The organism is Ruegeria meonggei, from assembly GCF_042768335.1.
Lineage (GTDB): Bacteria > Pseudomonadota > Alphaproteobacteria > Rhodobacterales > Rhodobacteraceae > Ruegeria > Ruegeria meonggei.
In genome coordinates, this window is the sequence record NZ_JAXHBT010000001.1 from 1,636,608 (window position 1) to 1,652,260 (window position 15,653).

General features: G+C 57.2%; 14 protein-coding genes. 12 read left to right on the forward strand and 2 right to left on the reverse strand.

Annotated elements, in window-relative coordinates; translation table 11 throughout:
* The first annotated feature begins 128 nt into the window (after positions 1-128).
* From pepN to SJY13_RS08055, 5 genes are all read left to right on the forward strand, one after another.
* On the forward strand, positions 129-2,681 hold the full coding sequence (gene pepN / locus SJY13_RS08035) for an aminopeptidase N (RefSeq protein WP_377189942.1): 2,553 nt from the start codon (positions 129-131) through the stop codon (positions 2,679-2,681).
* Positions 2,678-3,106, forward strand: a complete 429-nt coding sequence (locus SJY13_RS08040) for a hypothetical protein (RefSeq protein ID WP_377189944.1) — start codon at positions 2,678-2,680, stop codon at positions 3,104-3,106. Before pepN ends, SJY13_RS08040 begins: the two co-directional genes overlap by 4 nt.
* Positions 3,107-3,240: 134 nt before the next feature.
* Positions 3,241-4,482, forward strand: coding sequence for a hypothetical protein (locus SJY13_RS08045; RefSeq protein ID WP_377189946.1), 1,242 nt, complete (start codon positions 3,241-3,243; stop codon positions 4,480-4,482).
* 70 nt (positions 4,483-4,552) lie between these two features.
* Positions 4,553-6,064, forward strand: a complete 1,512-nt coding sequence (gene gatB / locus SJY13_RS08050) for an Asp-tRNA(Asn)/Glu-tRNA(Gln) amidotransferase subunit GatB (protein WP_377189948.1) — start codon at positions 4,553-4,555, stop codon at positions 6,062-6,064.
* Positions 6,065-6,252: 188 nt separating this feature from the next.
* A complete protein-coding gene (locus SJY13_RS08055) occupies positions 6,253-6,669 on the forward strand; it encodes a DUF4177 domain-containing protein (RefSeq protein ID WP_377189950.1) in 417 nt (138 codons plus the stop codon).
* A gap of 57 nt (positions 6,670-6,726) precedes the next feature.
* Here the strand turns inward: SJY13_RS08055 and SJY13_RS08060 are convergent, their stop codons facing one another.
* On the reverse strand, positions 6,727-6,981 hold the full coding sequence (locus SJY13_RS08060) for a BolA family protein (protein WP_377189952.1): 255 nt from the start codon (positions 6,979-6,981) through the stop codon (positions 6,727-6,729).
* Positions 6,982-7,088: 107 nt separating this feature from the next.
* Between SJY13_RS08060 and SJY13_RS08065 the strand changes: the two genes are divergently transcribed.
* The 7 genes from SJY13_RS08065 to SJY13_RS08095 all read left to right on the forward strand — a co-directional run bounded on the left by SJY13_RS08065 (position 7,089) and on the right by SJY13_RS08095 (position 14,458).
* Positions 7,089-7,718 carry a DnaJ domain-containing protein gene (locus tag SJY13_RS08065; RefSeq protein WP_377189954.1) on the forward strand — a complete coding sequence of 210 codons (630 nt, stop codon included), beginning with the start codon at positions 7,089-7,091 and terminating at the stop codon, positions 7,716-7,718.
* A 333-nt stretch (positions 7,719-8,051) separates the two neighbouring features.
* Entirely contained in the window at positions 8,052-8,420 is a 369-nt protein-coding gene (locus tag SJY13_RS08070) for a hypothetical protein (RefSeq protein ID WP_377189956.1), read from the forward strand.
* Between the two features lie 522 nt (positions 8,421-8,942).
* Positions 8,943-9,929, forward strand: coding sequence for a cobaltochelatase subunit CobS (gene cobS / locus SJY13_RS08075; protein WP_085821188.1), 987 nt, complete (start codon positions 8,943-8,945; stop codon positions 9,927-9,929).
* 38 nt (positions 9,930-9,967) lie between these two features.
* A complete protein-coding gene (locus SJY13_RS08080) occupies positions 9,968-10,318 on the forward strand; it encodes a hypothetical protein (protein WP_377189958.1) in 351 nt (116 codons plus the stop codon).
* Positions 10,311-12,188, forward strand: coding sequence for a cobaltochelatase subunit CobT (gene cobT / locus SJY13_RS08085; protein WP_377189960.1), 1,878 nt, complete (start codon positions 10,311-10,313; stop codon positions 12,186-12,188). The genes SJY13_RS08080 and cobT overlap by 8 nt, the downstream gene beginning before the upstream one ends.
* Before the next feature lie 77 nt (positions 12,189-12,265).
* Complete coding sequence (locus SJY13_RS08090) at positions 12,266-14,056, forward strand: aminopeptidase P family protein (protein WP_377189962.1); 1,791 nt, start codon at positions 12,266-12,268, stop codon at positions 14,054-14,056.
* Between the two features lie 60 nt (positions 14,057-14,116).
* Positions 14,117-14,458, forward strand: a complete 342-nt coding sequence (locus SJY13_RS08095) for a DUF427 domain-containing protein (RefSeq protein WP_377189964.1) — start codon at positions 14,117-14,119, stop codon at positions 14,456-14,458.
* A 107-nt stretch (positions 14,459-14,565) separates the two neighbouring features.
* Here the strand turns inward: SJY13_RS08095 and SJY13_RS08100 are convergent, their stop codons facing one another.
* On the reverse strand, positions 14,566-15,594 hold the full coding sequence (locus SJY13_RS08100) for a hypothetical protein (RefSeq protein ID WP_377189966.1): 1,029 nt from the start codon (positions 15,592-15,594) through the stop codon (positions 14,566-14,568).
* Between the last annotated feature and the right edge of the window lie 59 nt (positions 15,595-15,653).

The following is a 15,653-nucleotide window of genomic DNA, read 5'->3' on the forward strand; positions in this document are numbered from 1 at the left end:
CGACGCGGCGGTAAAACAACCTTACCAAAATGTCAGATTGGTACATTCAATCCCGAACAGGACCGCTTGCAGGCCAACGCCTCAGCCCATAACGTCGCGCCAGACACGAACCGATGCGAGGCCCCCCGATGCGCGACGCTGCCCCTACCACGATCTACCTGAAAGACTACACTCCGTTTGGCTATCTGGTGGATAGCGTGCATCTGACCTTTGATCTGGCCGATCACGCCACCCGCGTGACGTCGCGCATCGCTTTTCGCCCAAACCCCGAGACCACAGACCGCACATTCTTTTTACACGGCGAAGAGCTGACCCTGGTCCGCGCCGTCATCGACGGGATCGAGGTCACGCCCAGTATCACTGACAAGAGCCTGACAGTGGACGTCCCGGACGCGCCGTTCATCTGGGAATCCGTTGTTGAAATCGACCCCGGTAACAACACCGCGCTTGAGGGGCTTTACATGTCGAACGGCATGTACTGCACCCAATGCGAGGCCGAAGGGTTCCGCAAGATCACTTATTACCCGGACCGCCCCGACGTGATGTCCACCTTCACCGTGCGCATCAATGGCGACCTTCCGGTTCTGCTGTCCAACGGCAACCCCTCCGGCAAAGGTGACGGCTGGGCCGAATGGACCGACCCGTGGCCAAAACCCGCATATCTGTTCGCGCTAGTTGCGGGCGATCTGATTGCGCATCCCGATCGGTTCACCACCATGTCAGGCCGCGAGGTCGAACTGAACCTCTGGGTACGCCCCGGCGACGAAGGCAAATGCGCCTTCGGCATGGAAGCGTTGAAGAAATCGATGAAGTGGGACGAGGACGTCTATGGCCGGGAATACGACTTGGACGTTTTCAACATTGTGGCCGTCGATGATTTTAACATGGGCGCGATGGAGAATAAGGGGCTGAACATCTTCAACTCTTCCGCCGTACTGGCCAGTCCGGAAACCTCGACCGACGTGAATTTCGAGCGGATTGAGGCGATCATCGCGCATGAGTATTTCCACAATTGGACCGGCAACCGCATCACCTGCCGCGATTGGTTCCAGCTGTGCCTGAAAGAGGGGCTGACAGTGTTCCGCGACGCGCAGTTTACCTCTGACATGCGCTCGGCCCCGGTAAAGCGCATCCACGACGCCATCGACCTGCGCGCACGCCAGTTCCCCGAGGACAACGGACCTTTGTCGCACCCGGTCCGGCCCGAGAGCTTTCAGGAGATCAACAACTTCTACACCGCAACCGTCTATGAAAAAGGCGCCGAAGTGATTGGCATGCTGAAACGGCTGGTCGGTGATGAAGCCTATTCCAAAGCGCTGGATCTGTATTTCGATCGCCACGATGGACAGGCCTGCACCATCGAAGACTGGGTCAAAGTGTTCGAGGATACCACAGACCGCGATCTGAGCCAGTTTAAACGCTGGTACAGCCAATCCGGCACGCCCCGCGTCTCGGTCACCGAGGATTGGGCAGACGGGACCCTTACGCTGACCCTGTCCCAGCGCTCGGAACCAACGCCGGGCCAGTCCAGAAAACTGCCGCAGGTGATCCCGGTCGCCGTAGGCTTGTTGGGTCCAAATGGCGACGAAGTTCATGCAACCCAAGTGTTGGAGCTGACCGAGGCCGAGCAGAGCTTCCAATTCACCGGGCTGGCAGCCAAACCCGTGGCCTCAATCCTGCGCGATTTCTCTGCTCCTGTCATTCTGGAGCATGATCCTTCGAACACCGAACGCGCCTTTTTGCTGGCCCATGACACCGATCCTTTCAACCGCTGGCAGGCTGGGCGGTCGCTGGCGCAGGACACTTTACTGCGTATGATCCGGCAGGACGCCACCCCCGATGCCGACTATCTGGATGGTATTCTTGCCGTGCTGCGCGATGGCGATTTAGATCCGGCCTATCGAGCGTTGATGCTGGGTCTCCCGACACATTCCGAACTGGCGGCAGAATTGTTTGACGCCGGCGACACCCCTGACCCGATGGCGATCTGGGCTGCGGTCGAGACCCTGCGGCAGGCGACCGCGCAACATTTGCAGGATTTGCTGCCCCGCTTGCACAGTGAAACTCTGATCGGCACACCGTTCAGCCCGAACGCCGAGCAAGCGGGCAAACGGTCGCTCGGCGGTGCTGCGCTGTCTCTGACATCGCGGTTGGATGGTGGCAGCAAAGCGGCCGAGGAATACGCGGCGGCCGACAACATGACGCTTCAGCTGACCGCTTTGTCCTGCCTGTTGCGCGCTGGAAAAGGGCAGGACGAGCTGTCTGCCTTCTACGACCAATGGCAACATGACCGTCTGGTGATGGACAAATGGTTTGGTCTGCAAGTGTCGATGGCCGCACCCGAGGCAACTGTTGACACGGCGCGCACCCTGACAGGGCACACTGATTTCAATTGGAAAAACCCAAATCGTTTCCGGGCGGTCATGGGGGCACTTGCCATGAACCACGCCGGCTTCCATCGCGCGGATGGGGCCGGATATGCCCTGTTGGCAGATTGGTTGATCCGTCTGGACCCGATTAACCCGCAGACCACGGCCCGGATGTGTTCCGCGTTCCAAATCTGGAAACGTTATGATGCGGACCGTCAGGACCTGATCCGCGCGCAGCTAAACCGCATTTTGGAAACGCCGAATCTGTCCCGGGACACGACAGAGATGGTGTCGCGTATCCTGGGCGCATGACTCCATACAGCTTTACCCGCCACAATCGGTCGGCGAAGGCCATGGGTATTGTGATCTGCGTGTATGCTGCGCTGATTGCTCTGGTGATCCTGTTTGACGCGGTGTGGTGGATTATTGCGGCGTTGGCACTGTCCACCCTACCCGCCCTATGGGATATCGCACGGGGCACGCAGGCCGGTGTGATCTTCGACCAAAACAAACTGCAATGGTTTTCCGGAGGTCGCGAAGCTGAGGTTGCTTTGGCAGACATCGACCATGTGCGGTTCGATACACGATGGGACCTTTCGGTGCGTGTCTCGCTGGTTTTGCGGTCCGATAAACGGATTCGCCTGCCAGATGAGTTGACCCCGTCCCACAAAGAGTTCGAACACGTGCTGCAACATGCAGGATTGCGCGTTGAACGCCACCATTTCACCGTTTTTTGAAACAATCCGCCGTTCAAATAGGGAATTACTGGGCCTTTTAACCGGAATCCCAAGCAAAAAGCTTGAATTTGAGGAAGTTTCCCGACAGTATTTTAAGTCAAGTTTCGTGTTTTTTTACATTTTCGAGTTTTACCATGTTCCGGTTCTTAAGGGCGCGTTCTGCCCGATCTTCTTCTTCCCGACCTATCGCGGCTGATGCTGCCGTTGTTGCTGCGTTGCCAGAGCAGGGTCAGCTGAACATCCCTCTTGCCCCCATCGGCTCTGATGACATGGTCAGTCGGGACATGATCGAACGCGGGCGCATGCTGGCCAGGCAAGACCGCTGGGCCGAGCTTTCGCGGCAAATGCGGGTCGCTGACACTGCGCGAAAGACCGCACCCGACGGCATGCCAATCGCCGATCTGCTGGCCTTTGGTGCGCGGTCAGACGTCGTTTTGGCGGTCGAGCATGCGCTGTCAGATGGGCAAGCCTTGTCAGAGTACGACCTGTTGGGCGGTATTTCTGAACTTGAAGACGAAATGTGCGCTTATCCCAATGATCCGATGGTTACTCTTGTGGTGGCGCTTGCCCATATCGATCTTGCCTGGGCGTGGCGTGGAACCGCAACGGACGCGACTTTGCCACCGCTGCACAGATCACGTTGTGCAGCCCATTTTGATCGGGCCGCTGCGCTTTTGCCGAAATGCCGAAAGGCTGCGCCAGACAGCCCTTTGGTTGCCGCAACAAATTGCGCCCTGATCGCAGGGCAGCGCAAATCGAACATACGCGTTGCTGATGAATACGAAAAGCTGATCACGCTGGACCCAAACAACCAGCGCCACATGCGTGCGATGGGAACCCACTTGCTGCCACGGTGGTTTGGCAGCTACGAAGAGCTTGAGGTACAGGCCCTGCGCAATGCCGCCCGGACCCGTGATATCTGGGGCGCTGGCGGTTATACGTGGGTTCAGTTCGACGCCATTGCACTGGACGAAGAAGCCTGCGCGCGCTTGGATGTCGAGTATTTTCTGGAAGGCCTGCATGAAATCCTGCACCGCCGTCCCGATCAGCAGACCGTGAACATGTTGTCGGCATATTGTGCCACCACAATCCAGAACGGGCTTGGACTGAACGAACAGGCCGATCTGGTGCGGGTGCAAATTCACGAGGCCGCGAACTGGCTGATCCGTGACCACCTGACCGAGTTGCACCCGCTGATCTGGGCGCATGCAGCAAATGGATTCAGCAACTCTGCCCGCATCAACTCGCCCGAGCGGTTTGCCGCACGCGGTCAACGCTGTGCTTTGCGGGCCATCGGCGATTTGTTCCGCGAAGAGCTTCGCAGCGGCACGGATGTGACCTTTACCCCGTCTGGTCTTCGCCTGTCCGAGAACTGATTCCCCCTTGCCCCTAGTCCCCGCCGGGCCTAATACGCAGGCTTAGACTTCTGCGGAAATGAGGCGCGCCATGCTCGACCTGACTTACGAAATGCCCAAACCCAAAACCATTGCCGGGGCCAAGCACGACTGGGAACTGGTAATCGGGATGGAGGTGCATGCGCAGGTCTCGTCCAATGCGAAACTGTTTTCCGGCGCGTCGACCCAATTCGGGGCCGAGCCGAACTCGAATGTGGCCTTCGTGGACGCAGCAATGCCCGGCATGCTGCCCGTCATCAACGAGTATTGCGTGGAACAGGCGGTGCGCACCGGGCTGGGTCTGAAGGCCGAGATCAACCTGAAATCGGCCTTCGACCGCAAGAATTATTTCTATCCTGACCTGCCGCAAGGCTATCAGATTTCCCAGCTGTACCAGCCCATTGTGGGCGAAGGCGAAGTGCTGGTCGAAATGGGTGACGGCACTGCGCGGATCGTTCGGATCGAACGCATCCACATGGAGCAGGACGCCGGTAAGTCGATCCACGACATGGATCCGCATATGTCCTTTGTGGACCTGAATAGGACTGGTGTCTGCCTGATGGAGATCGTCAGCCGCCCCGATATTCGCGGCCCGGAAGAGGCTGCTGCCTATATCGCCAAGATGCGTCAGATCATGCGGTATCTTGGTACCTGCGACGGCAACATGCAGAACGGCAATCTGCGGGCGGACGTGAACGTCTCGATCTGCTTGCCGGGCGCCTATGAGAAATATCAGGAAACGCAGGATTTCTCGCATCTGGGCACGCGTTGTGAAATCAAGAACATGAACTCGATGCGGTTCATCCAGCAAGCGATTGAAGTTGAAGCCCGCCGCCAGATCGCTATCGTCGAAGGCGGTGGAACGGTCGATCAGGAAACCCGCCTGTACGACCCGGACAAGGGCGAGACGCGGTCCATGCGCTCTAAAGAAGAAGCACATGACTACCGTTATTTCCCTGACCCCGACTTGCTGCCGCTGGAAATCGAGCAGGCTTGGGTCGACGACATTGCCGCCAAGTTGCCGGAACTGCCTGACGATAAGAAGGCGCGGTTCATCACCGAATTCGCACTGACCGACTATGACGCGTCGGTCCTGACGGCTGAGGTTGAATTGGCCGCCTATTTCGAAGAGGTGGCCAAGGGCCGTAGCGGCAAGCTGGCTGCGAACTGGGTCATCAACGAGCTTTTCGGCCGTCTGAAGAAAGAAGACCACGACATCACGGTCTCGCCCGTGTCGCCTGCACAATTGGGTGGGATCATCGACCTGATCGCGTCGGACGCCATCTCGGGCAAGATCGCCAAAGACCTGTTCGAGATTGTCTACACCGAAGGTGGCGACCCGGCACAGATCGTCGAACAGCGCGGCATGAAACAAGTGACCGACACCGGCGCAATCGAGACCGCGTTGGACGAGATCATCGCAGCCAACCCCGCACAGGTTGAAAAAGCCAAGGTCAACCCAAAACTGGCCGGTTGGTTTGTGGGTCAGGTGATGAAGGCAACCGGCGGCAAAGCCAACCCGAAGGCCGTAAACGAACTGGTCAGCAAAAAGCTGGGTTCATAAACCAAGCGAATTGAGTGTCATCGGCGGCAGGGTTTTACAGAAAACTCTGCCGTTTTTGCTTCGGGCTTTACGGATTGTGCGCGGGGATCACGCAACATGTGCAGCAGATTTCCAAGCGGGCGCGATGATGACTTTCCCAAAATCACCAACATGTTAGATTGCCAACACCCGGCAAGCAGGAAACACTGATGCAGCGCTATGAATACAAAGTCGTCCCCGCCCCGCAAAAAGGCGCCAAAGCCAAGGGCGTGAAAACGGCCGAAGGTCGGTTCGCGGCATCCATCGAACAGGTCCTGAACCAAATGGCACAGGACGGCTGGGAATACCAACGTGCCGAGTTGCTGCCCAGCGAGGAACGCGCAGGCCTGACCAGCTCAACCGTGAACTGGCGCAACGTACTGGTGTTCCGCCGCGAGCTTGATGTGACTCATACTTCGGCGCGCAGCGCACCCGAAGCGGCTGCCATGGCGCAACCGATCACAGGGCCGGGAACCGTGGCCGCACCCGCACCAATAGCGCAAGAGGCCATGGACCCCCCCTTGTCGCTGAAAGGCACCGAAGTTGAGTCAGAGGCAGACGACGAAGCCCCGGCCAACAAGACGTAAGCCCCGCAGGGCGAAATTACCCTGCACCAGAGGGGCTGCACGGCATCGTTCCAGCGTTTAAACGCCGATATCCAAGGCCAGTGCGTGGATGCGTGGCACGATGTCGCCCAATGCCTTGTGAACGGCGCGGTGGCGGGCGACGCGGGATTGACCCTCAAAGGCAGTGGCCCGGATACGCACGTTAAAATGGCTCTCGCCACCCTCCTGAAAGCCCGCATGGCCCCGATGGCTTTCGCTGTCATCGACCACCTCAAGCTCATGCGGGTCAAAGGCTGCCTGAAGGCGGGTTTGAATTTCATCGGTCACAGTCATTTTTATGCTCAGCGACAAAATATTTGCCGCCCCCCTCTTCTACTTTCGGCTGCTTAGACTAAACTGCTGCCTCCGAGTTGAAAAGATGCGTTCGTAAGGATCAGACCATGACGAAATCAGACCCCTTCGGATTCGATATGTCCGTTTCCACTTCCAAAAAGAAAAACCCGCGAGGGCGTCGGGGCATGTCGGGCGCGTCTGAGACCTCGGTGCGAATCTGCGACCATGAGGGCTGTGAAGAGGCCGGCAAGTTCCGTGCGCCCAAAGCGCCGGACGTTCTGGATGATTTCTTTTGGTTCTGCCAGCAGCACGTGCGGGAATATAACCAGAAATGGAACTTTTTCGACGGCACGACCGAGGCTGAACTGAACGCACAACGTTCAAAAGACAAGGTGTGGGAACGTGAGACCAAGCCCTTGGGCGACCCTGAGGCGCGCGCCTGGGCCCGTCTGGGCATCGAGGACCCGCATCAGGTTCTGGGCGAGAACGCCACCAAAAATCCGGGCCGCAATGCCACCGGCAGCGGCGGCCGTCGCCTGCCCCCGACCGAGCGCCGCGCGATCGAAATTCTGGAGGCCAAGGACAATTGGTCCAAAGCTGACGTTCGCAAGGCCTATAAGAAGCTGATCAAGGTGCTGCACCCTGACATGAACGGCGGCGACCGCAGCCAGGAAGAGCAGCTGCAAGAGGTCGTCTGGGCCTGGGATCAGATCAAGGACAGCCGGAATTTTAAATGAGCTGGCCGTCGAAGGGCTGATTCATCAGAGTTTTGATTTTGTTCTGCGTAAAGAGTGATTTGCCAAAGATATGGGCGAATTGCGATACGGAAGGCGCATTCGGCAGCTTTGAGCCCAGAGCTGTCGTTGCTCTGAGAACAGGTTTCGGCGAGTGCATACGGCAACTTCCAAGCATTTGGGGCAAACAGAACGCTGCAATTGCATTCACGGGCTCACCTCTGCTGACGTCACCCGATTCAACCATAGACCAGGTCTGCCTTGACTTGATCGCACAGTATTACAGCGTCTTAGGAGGTTATCTCAGCGATTTTTTCTGTCAGGAAATACGTAGAAATGTCTCGAAATCCATTCGCGCTTGTTTCACCATTTGCAGCAGTTCTTTCGGTGTTTGGTGTTTGTTGTTTCCCAGTTGCCGCCGAAGAGATTTGTGATGATGTACCTTTCCAAGTTCGCGAGGACGGAGACTTCAGGCAACTGTCCGTCACAGGTTTTCCGTCATTTCAGTTGTCAACGAGTTTAGGGTGTAATTTCAGTGAGGCTTGCGATTTTGACGTTTTTGTCGGACACGGCGACACTGAGTGGAGAAAAAAGTTCCAAGTGAACATAAGTGATCTGTGCTCGTCCATTCAGGTCAGTGTTGAACACGGTGAAAACTCTCATTTCAATATTGCTGGAGACTACCGATCACCTTTTGAACTGTAGTCTGTGAAAAGTACACGCATCCAAACCTCAGAGATTGATTTTGTCTTGAATGAGACGAGATATCATTCATTGCCAGTTGATTATGCGTGGGCGCTGTGGGATGGAAATATCTCTGCGGGGGCGTCATTGCGCGAAGACGTTGTGCGCAGGTCAATTTCCATCGAGTTTTTTTTCTCCAAAGAATGAGGATATTTTTCGATGTTAGATTTAATTTTCTACTAGCTGGGTGAAACCGCTGGAGATGAGAGGCAGCGGGAACGACTGAATGGTGCCAGACAATATCACAGCAAAAGGCGGCTTTATCCCGCAAAGCGGCCTTCTAAGACGAGGGACACTGCATTCCCAGTAAATGCAGCGTCTGAGTAGATCAGTCGTTCTTTAAATCCATCAATATGGCCAGTTTCAAAGAAACACCCCGTCAGCTTTTGACACGCGCGGCTTTCCCTTGCCCTTGGCCGCAATATGTTGCACCACACACAGGTTCAGACCCCGGTTAAGGGGCAAGAGATAAGGACAAGGCGCATGGCTGACGGATCGATCGATATCAACGCAAAACCCACCGAAGAGATCTCGGTCCGTGAAGTATTCGGAGTTGACAGCGACATGGCCGTCAAGGGCTTTGCCGAGCGCAGCGACCGGGTGCCGGTGATCGATCCGACCTACAAGTTCGACCCCGAGACCACGCTGGCGATTCTGGCGGGCTTTACCCACAACCGCCGGGTGATGATCCAAGGCTATCACGGCACAGGCAAATCGACCCATATCGAACAGGTTGCAGCCCGTCTGAACTGGCCCGCTGTGCGTGTGAACCTTGACAGCCACATCAGCCGGATCGACCTGATCGGCAAGGACGCGATCAAACTGCGCGATGGCAAACAGGTTACCGAATTCCACGAGGGCATCCTGCCCTGGGCCCTGCGCAACCCAGTTGCCATTGTCTTCGACGAATATGATGCGGGCCGTGCAGACGTAATGTTCGTGATCCAGCGGGTTCTGGAGCATGATGGCAAGCTGACCCTGCTGGACCAGAACGAGATTATCACACCCAACCCAAACTTCCGCCTGTTCGCCACTGCCAACACTGTTGGCCTGGGTGACACGACAGGCCTGTATCACGGCACGCAGCAGATCAACCAGGCGCAGATGGACCGTTGGTCCTTGGTCTCGACACTCAACTACCTGAGCCACGATGCCGAGACGATGATCGTCCTGTCCAAAGCGCCTTTGTACAACACGTCCGAGGGCCGCAAGACCGTCAGCCAGATGGTCACTGTTGCCGACCTGACGCGGACTGCCTTCATGAACGGCGATCTGTCCACCGTGATGAGCCCGCGGACCGTGATCAACTGGGCGCAAAACGTCGAGATTTTCCGCGACGTAGGCTATGCGTTCCGCCTTTCCTTCCTGAACAAATGTGACGAGCTGGAGCGCCAGACCGTGGCCGAGTTCTATCAGCGGTGCTTTGACGAGGAACTGCCGGAAAGCGCGGCGAGTGTGAGCTTGGGGTGATGCGAAGCGGTGCTCGCATCGCACTTCTCGCAATCTTGATGAGTGGTGCACATTCGGCTTCGGCTGAGGTACTGTTGCTTGGCGTAAAGCCGGGATACTACGGTGATTTTGATATGTTCAATGCCGTCAACTCCGGTATTTTTGCAGTTTGCAACAGTGCCCGACCCAGTAGAATTGAGTTTCACTCACCAAATGATACTCAAAGCAGAAATTATCACTTTGAGAATGCTGTCGTTGCCTTTGCAGATAGTGTCATCATGGTTGAGGATGAACTCTGGCTCAATCTTCAACCACCAATAGGACAAGCGCGTGATAGCAACTATACTTTAGGTCTGGTTAAATTGGCTAATATGAACTGCATGTTGGGGGATCAGGTCAAAAATGAGTAAACTAAACGACAACCCTGCTGATCCGTTCAAGAAGGCCCTGGCCGAGGCCACTAAGGTTATGGCCGACGATCCTGAGCTGAACGTCTCATATACGGTCGATCCGTCGGGGATGACGGGCGAGTCGATGCGTCTGCCGCAGGTTTCTCGCCGGATGACCCGCGAAGAGGTTCTTTTGGCACGCGGAACCGCGGATGCCTTGGCCTTGCAGCGCCGATATCATGACGATGCGACCCATGCGCGTTATGCACCCCCCGGCGATATGGCGCGGGATTTGTACGAAGCGATGGAAGTTGCCCGGTGTGAGGCGATGGGCGCGCGCGATATGCCGGGCACCGCGTCGAATATCGACGTCAAAATCGGGCACGAGGCCCTGCGTCGGGGTTATGACCAATGCAAACAGCCTGCCGATGCGCCCCTGTCGGTGGCCGCCGGCTATCTGATCCGGCATCTGGCCACAGGGCGCGACCTGCCGCCTGCGGCCGAGAATATCATGAACCTGTGGCGTGGCTTCATCGAGGAACAGGCTCGCGGGACGCTTGAAAATCTTGATGACATCCTCTCGGACCAGGCTGAGTTCGCCAGGTTCGCCCGTCAGATGATCAAGGATCTGGGCTATGGCGACCAGCTGGGTGATGACCCGGATGAGCTGGACGAAGATCAGGAAGATCAGGCCGAAGACGACGCCGAAGAACAGCCCGATCCCGACAGTACAGGCCAGGATGATCAGGAAGATCAGGACGCCGACGCCACGCCCGAGCAGACTCAGGAAGAGCAACAGGATCAGTCGCAGGCCCAGGTCTCGATGGATGAGATGGCTGATGAGGAAATGGGCGATGAGGCCGAAATGCCCGAGGGCGAGGCTCCGTTGGAACCCCCTGCCCCTCCACCCGCGTCCGAGGCCGATCCGGACTACAAAGTATACCTGAACACGCATGACGAAGAGATTGCGGCCGAAGATTTGGCCGAGCCTGCGGAACTGGAACGGCTGCGCGCCTATCTGGACCAGCAGCTTGATCCGCTGAAAGGCGCGGTCAGCCGTCTGGCCAACAAGCTGCAACGCCGCCTGCAGGCCCAGCAGAACCGCAGTTGGGAGTTCGACCGCGAAGAAGGCATTCTGGATGCAGGTCGTCTGGCCCGCGTGGTGGCCAACCCGACCACACCGCTGAGTTTCAAGGTCGAAAAGGATACCGAGTTCCGCGACACCGTCGTAACGCTGTTGCTGGACAATTCGGGGTCCATGCGTGGGCGTCCGATCTCGATCGCTGCGATCTGCGCCGATGTTCTGGCGCGGACGCTAGAGCGCTGCAACGTAAAGGTCGAGATTCTGGGCTTTACCACCCGTGCCTGGAAAGGTGGTCAGGCGCGCGAAGCATGGCTGAACGATGGCCGCCCACAACAGCCGGGTCGCCTGAACGATCTGCGCCATATCATCTACAAGGGCGCGGATGCCCCGTGGCGGCGCGCGCGGCCCAATCTGGGCCTGATGATGAAGGAAGGCCTTCTGAAAGAAAACATCGACGGTGAGGCGTTGGAATGGGCACACCGGCGGATGCTGGCGCGGCGCGAGCAGCGCAAGATTCTGATGGTGATTTCCGATGGCGCGCCGGTTGATGATTTAACACTCAGCGTTAACCCCGCGAATTACCTGGAAAAACACCTGCGCGACGTGATCGCGATGGTCGAAAAGCGTAAAATCGTTGAGCTGTTGGCTATCGGCATCGGCCATGACGTCACACGGTACTACGACCGGGCGGTGACAATCACGGATGTGGAACAGCTGGCGGGTGCGATGACCGAACAACTGGCGGCTCTGTTTGACAGCGATCCACGGGCGCGTGCGCGGGTTATGGGGATGAAAAAGGCCAGCTGATACAGGCCTTGCCTCCTGCCGGAGGGTTTTCCGAAATAGAAGATTGGGGTAACAAACCCGTCTGCATGAGGTAAAATATGTTTCAGTCCTTTGAGGTGACTGCGCGCCCGGAACAAGGGCCGCCACGACTGGCCGCGTTGCGCAATGAGATTGCGCGCGAAGGGCTGGATGGGTTTCTGATCCCACGTGCGGATGCGCATCAGGGCGAATACGTGGCCCCTCGGGATGAGCGCTTAGCGTGGTTGACCGGCTTTACCGGATCGGCTGGGTTTTGCGCGGTTCTGACGAATGTGGCAGGTGTGTTCATCGACGGGCGGTATCGCACGCAAGTCAAGGCTCAGGTCGCGGTGGAATACACACCGGTGCCGTGGCCGGAAACCAGCTTGAGCGCGTGGTTGAAAGAACAGCTGCCCAAAGGCGGCAAGGTTGGTTTTGATCCCTGGCTGCATGCGGCAGACCAGATCGCGACGGCGCAAAAAGACCTTGTGAACAGCGGCGTTGAACTGGTGCGCTGTGGCAATCTGGTTGATCGGGTCTGGCCGGACCAACCGCCTCCTCCGGCAAATCCGGTCAAGACCCACCCGATTGAGTTTGCGGGCGAATCTGCGGATAGCAAGATCAACCGACTGGCCAAGGCCTTGCAGAGCGGCGGCAACACGGCGGCTGTGATCACTCTGCCGGATTCGATCATGTGGTTGCTGAACATTCGCGGCTCGGATATCGGGTATAATCCTGTGGCGCATGGGTTTGCTATTCTGCACGCAGACGGTCGTGTCGACCTGTTCATGGCGCCGGAAAAGCTGACCAATCTGGGGGATCATCTTGGAGATCAGATTCGGATTCATGAGCCAGACAGCTTTCTGAGCGCGGTGGCAGAACTGGACGGTGCTGTGCAGGTTGACCTGGGCACGCTGCCGCAGGCTGTGGCGGATGTGCTGCAGGGCAAGATGGTGGATGGCGGCGATCCTTGTGCCTTGCCCAAAGCCTGCAAAAACCCCGCTGAGATCGCCGGCAGCGCCGAAGCCCATCTGCGCGACGCCGTCGCCGTGGTTGAAACACTGTGTTGGCTGGATACGCAGCCCCCCGGCACCCTGACCGAAACGCAGGTGGTCTCCCGGCTGGAAAACAACCGGCGCAAAGACAACGCGCTTCAGGATATCTCGTTTGACACCATCGCAGGGACCGGACCAAACGGTGCAATCATGCATTACCGGGTCACCGAGGAAACCGACAGCCGTCTGGACAACGGGCACATTTTGGTTCTGGACAGCGGCGGGCAATATCTGGACGGCACCACAGATATCACCCGCACAATTGCGATCGGAGATGTCGGGACCGAGGAAAAAGCCTGTTTCACACGCGTGCTGAAAGGCATGATCAACCTGTCTATGTTGCGCTGGCCCGTCGGACTGGCTGGGCGGGATATCGAAAGCATCGCGCGTGAACCGCTGTGGGCCGCGGGGCAAGATTTCAACCATGGTGTCGGACATGGTGTCGGCGCGTATCTGAGTGTCCACGAAGGCCCGCAGCGCCTGTCCAAGCTCAGCCATGTTCCGCTGCAGCCGGGCATGATCCTGTCCAACGAGCCTGGATATTACCGCGAGGGCGCCTTTGGCATCCGCATCGAAAACCTTGTTGTGGTGCAAGAGGCCCCGGGCCTGCCGGGCGGCGATGATGAACGCGCGATGTTGACCTGGCGCACGCTGACCTATGTCCCTATTGATCGCAGGCTGATCGTGGTCGACATGATGACAGCCCAGGAACGCGGCTGGCTGAACGCATATCATCGCGACGTTGCGGAAAAGATCCGACCACGGCTGGGCGATCAGGCGCAACTGTGGTTGGATGCCGCAACTGCGCCGATCTGACACCGCGCTGTTACAAACGCCGGGCAGAAGACGCCCAAAAAGACGAGGGAAGGAGCAGATATGACTGAGATCACGATCCGCAAAGCGGCGGGTAAATGGAGCGTCCGTTCAGGTGGAGCCATTCTGGGTGAAAGCACAGGAGCACTGGAGCTGCTGGAAGGTGATCTGGACCCGGTGATTTACTTCCCCCGCGCCGACATCGCGATGGCGTTTCTGGACGTCACCGACAAAGTGACCCATTGCCCGCACAAGGGTGACGCGGCACATTTCTCGATCGTCAACAAATCCTCGACCACAGAAAACGCCGCCTGGAGCTATGAGGACCCGATCCCGGCTGTGGCTGAGATCAAGGGATATGTGGCGTTCTATCCGGTGGAATCCGTGAAGGTCGAACAGATTTAAAGGTCGGCAGGCAAACACCAATCGCCTATTCGGCCTGCAACCTGCAATTCTTGAAACCTGGCTGTTATCCACTTCTGATCCCAAGCCGACACAACTCCATACCGAAATCACGGGCGTGTCCCAGTTGGAACTTCGCACAGGTGTTTGCCAAACAGGTCCGCGCAAGTGCTCCTGGCGAAAACATCTGTACGAAGTAAGTATTCTTCGATTTTGCCTCGTGGCAGATTTGCTTCCCAATAAAGGCTAATGCCTTTGACTATGGGCCGACGCATATTGCAGTACAGCGAGCGATCCGGATCTGTGGGTACGTGACAAACGGCTGTAATAGTTACACCGCCCTCGTTGGTGGCTGAAACCAGGCGTTCATTGTCACCCAATTGGAAGCCAGTGTTGGTGGGATTTCTTGGGATGCCAAAATCGCCAAGCCGAATTCCGCTTGGGTTAAAGATGATCACCTTGTGCGGTTTGCGATGCCAGTCATCGTCATTCCAGTTTTTGCACACGCTCTGCTCCCAGGGTGTGTTGTCTTGTGCACGACAACGATTTTGCGAAAAGTGTCGGGTTCCGAGCGAGATCGCCTCAATGGGCAGGCTTTCAGTACTGTTCGAGGTGTCTCGACAAATTCTCCGCCGGTGCGAGGGAGAAAAAAGGTAGCGACGGCTATCTCGAATGTCCTTTCCAACATGTAGCACCACGCTTTTGCTCCAGGTCGCTGTTGCTGTTACTCCTGACAAGACTAAGGGGATTTGCCTGCTGGTGCATTCCAGTGGTGCAGCTCGACGCTCCCATTGCCTATGAGCTGCGATTCCCGCAATACCTCCTGGTAAGGCGAGAATTCCAATAATATTCGCCGCCAAAAGACCTCGTCCCATTAGTCCAAGCGACTTTGCCATAAGTACTGCAGCCCGAGCAATGACAGTCACCGGTAGAACTTTGACGAACAAGTCAATCCAAGCGTTTCCCACCGACACCAGAAGTCTGGGCACATCGGCCGCCGAGTAATTCGCAACACCCAACCGGACGCCGATTTCTACAATAAGGTACACAAAGGAAAGGGTAACAAGCGCGGGCCAGCTGCGCATTGCAAACGGCATGTAGATAAAGAGCAAAAGACAGATGAGAAGAAGCCAAAGCACTGGTTCACTCCTTTGGTTAACCGAGTGGTCGCCGAGAACCGTTCAACAAGCCTGCGAAC

Bases quoted from the DNA above. Each gene is read 5' to 3' on its own strand.
- pepN (WP_377189942.1), top strand. From the start codon at position 129: ATGCGCGACGCTGCCCCTACCACGATCTACCTGAAAGACTACACTCCG.
- SJY13_RS08040 (WP_377189944.1), top strand. From the start codon at position 2,678: ATGACTCCATACAGCTTTACCCGCCACAATCGGTCGGCGAAGGCCATG.
- SJY13_RS08045 (WP_377189946.1), top strand. From the start codon at position 3,241: ATGTTCCGGTTCTTAAGGGCGCGTTCTGCCCGATCTTCTTCTTCCCGA.
- gatB (WP_377189948.1), top strand. From the start codon at position 4,553: ATGCTCGACCTGACTTACGAAATGCCCAAACCCAAAACCATTGCCGGG.
- SJY13_RS08055 (WP_377189950.1), top strand. From the start codon at position 6,253: ATGCAGCGCTATGAATACAAAGTCGTCCCCGCCCCGCAAAAAGGCGCC.
- SJY13_RS08060 (WP_377189952.1), bottom strand. From the start codon at position 6,981: ATGACTGTGACCGATGAAATTCAAACCCGCCTTCAGGCAGCCTTTGAC.
- SJY13_RS08065 (WP_377189954.1), top strand. From the start codon at position 7,089: ATGACGAAATCAGACCCCTTCGGATTCGATATGTCCGTTTCCACTTCC.
- SJY13_RS08070 (WP_377189956.1), top strand. From the start codon at position 8,052: ATGTCTCGAAATCCATTCGCGCTTGTTTCACCATTTGCAGCAGTTCTT.
- cobS (WP_085821188.1), top strand. From the start codon at position 8,943: ATGGCTGACGGATCGATCGATATCAACGCAAAACCCACCGAAGAGATC.
- SJY13_RS08080 (WP_377189958.1), top strand. From the start codon at position 9,968: ATGAGTGGTGCACATTCGGCTTCGGCTGAGGTACTGTTGCTTGGCGTA.
- cobT (WP_377189960.1), top strand. From the start codon at position 10,311: ATGAGTAAACTAAACGACAACCCTGCTGATCCGTTCAAGAAGGCCCTG.
- SJY13_RS08090 (WP_377189962.1), top strand. From the start codon at position 12,266: ATGTTTCAGTCCTTTGAGGTGACTGCGCGCCCGGAACAAGGGCCGCCA.
- SJY13_RS08095 (WP_377189964.1), top strand. From the start codon at position 14,117: ATGACTGAGATCACGATCCGCAAAGCGGCGGGTAAATGGAGCGTCCGT.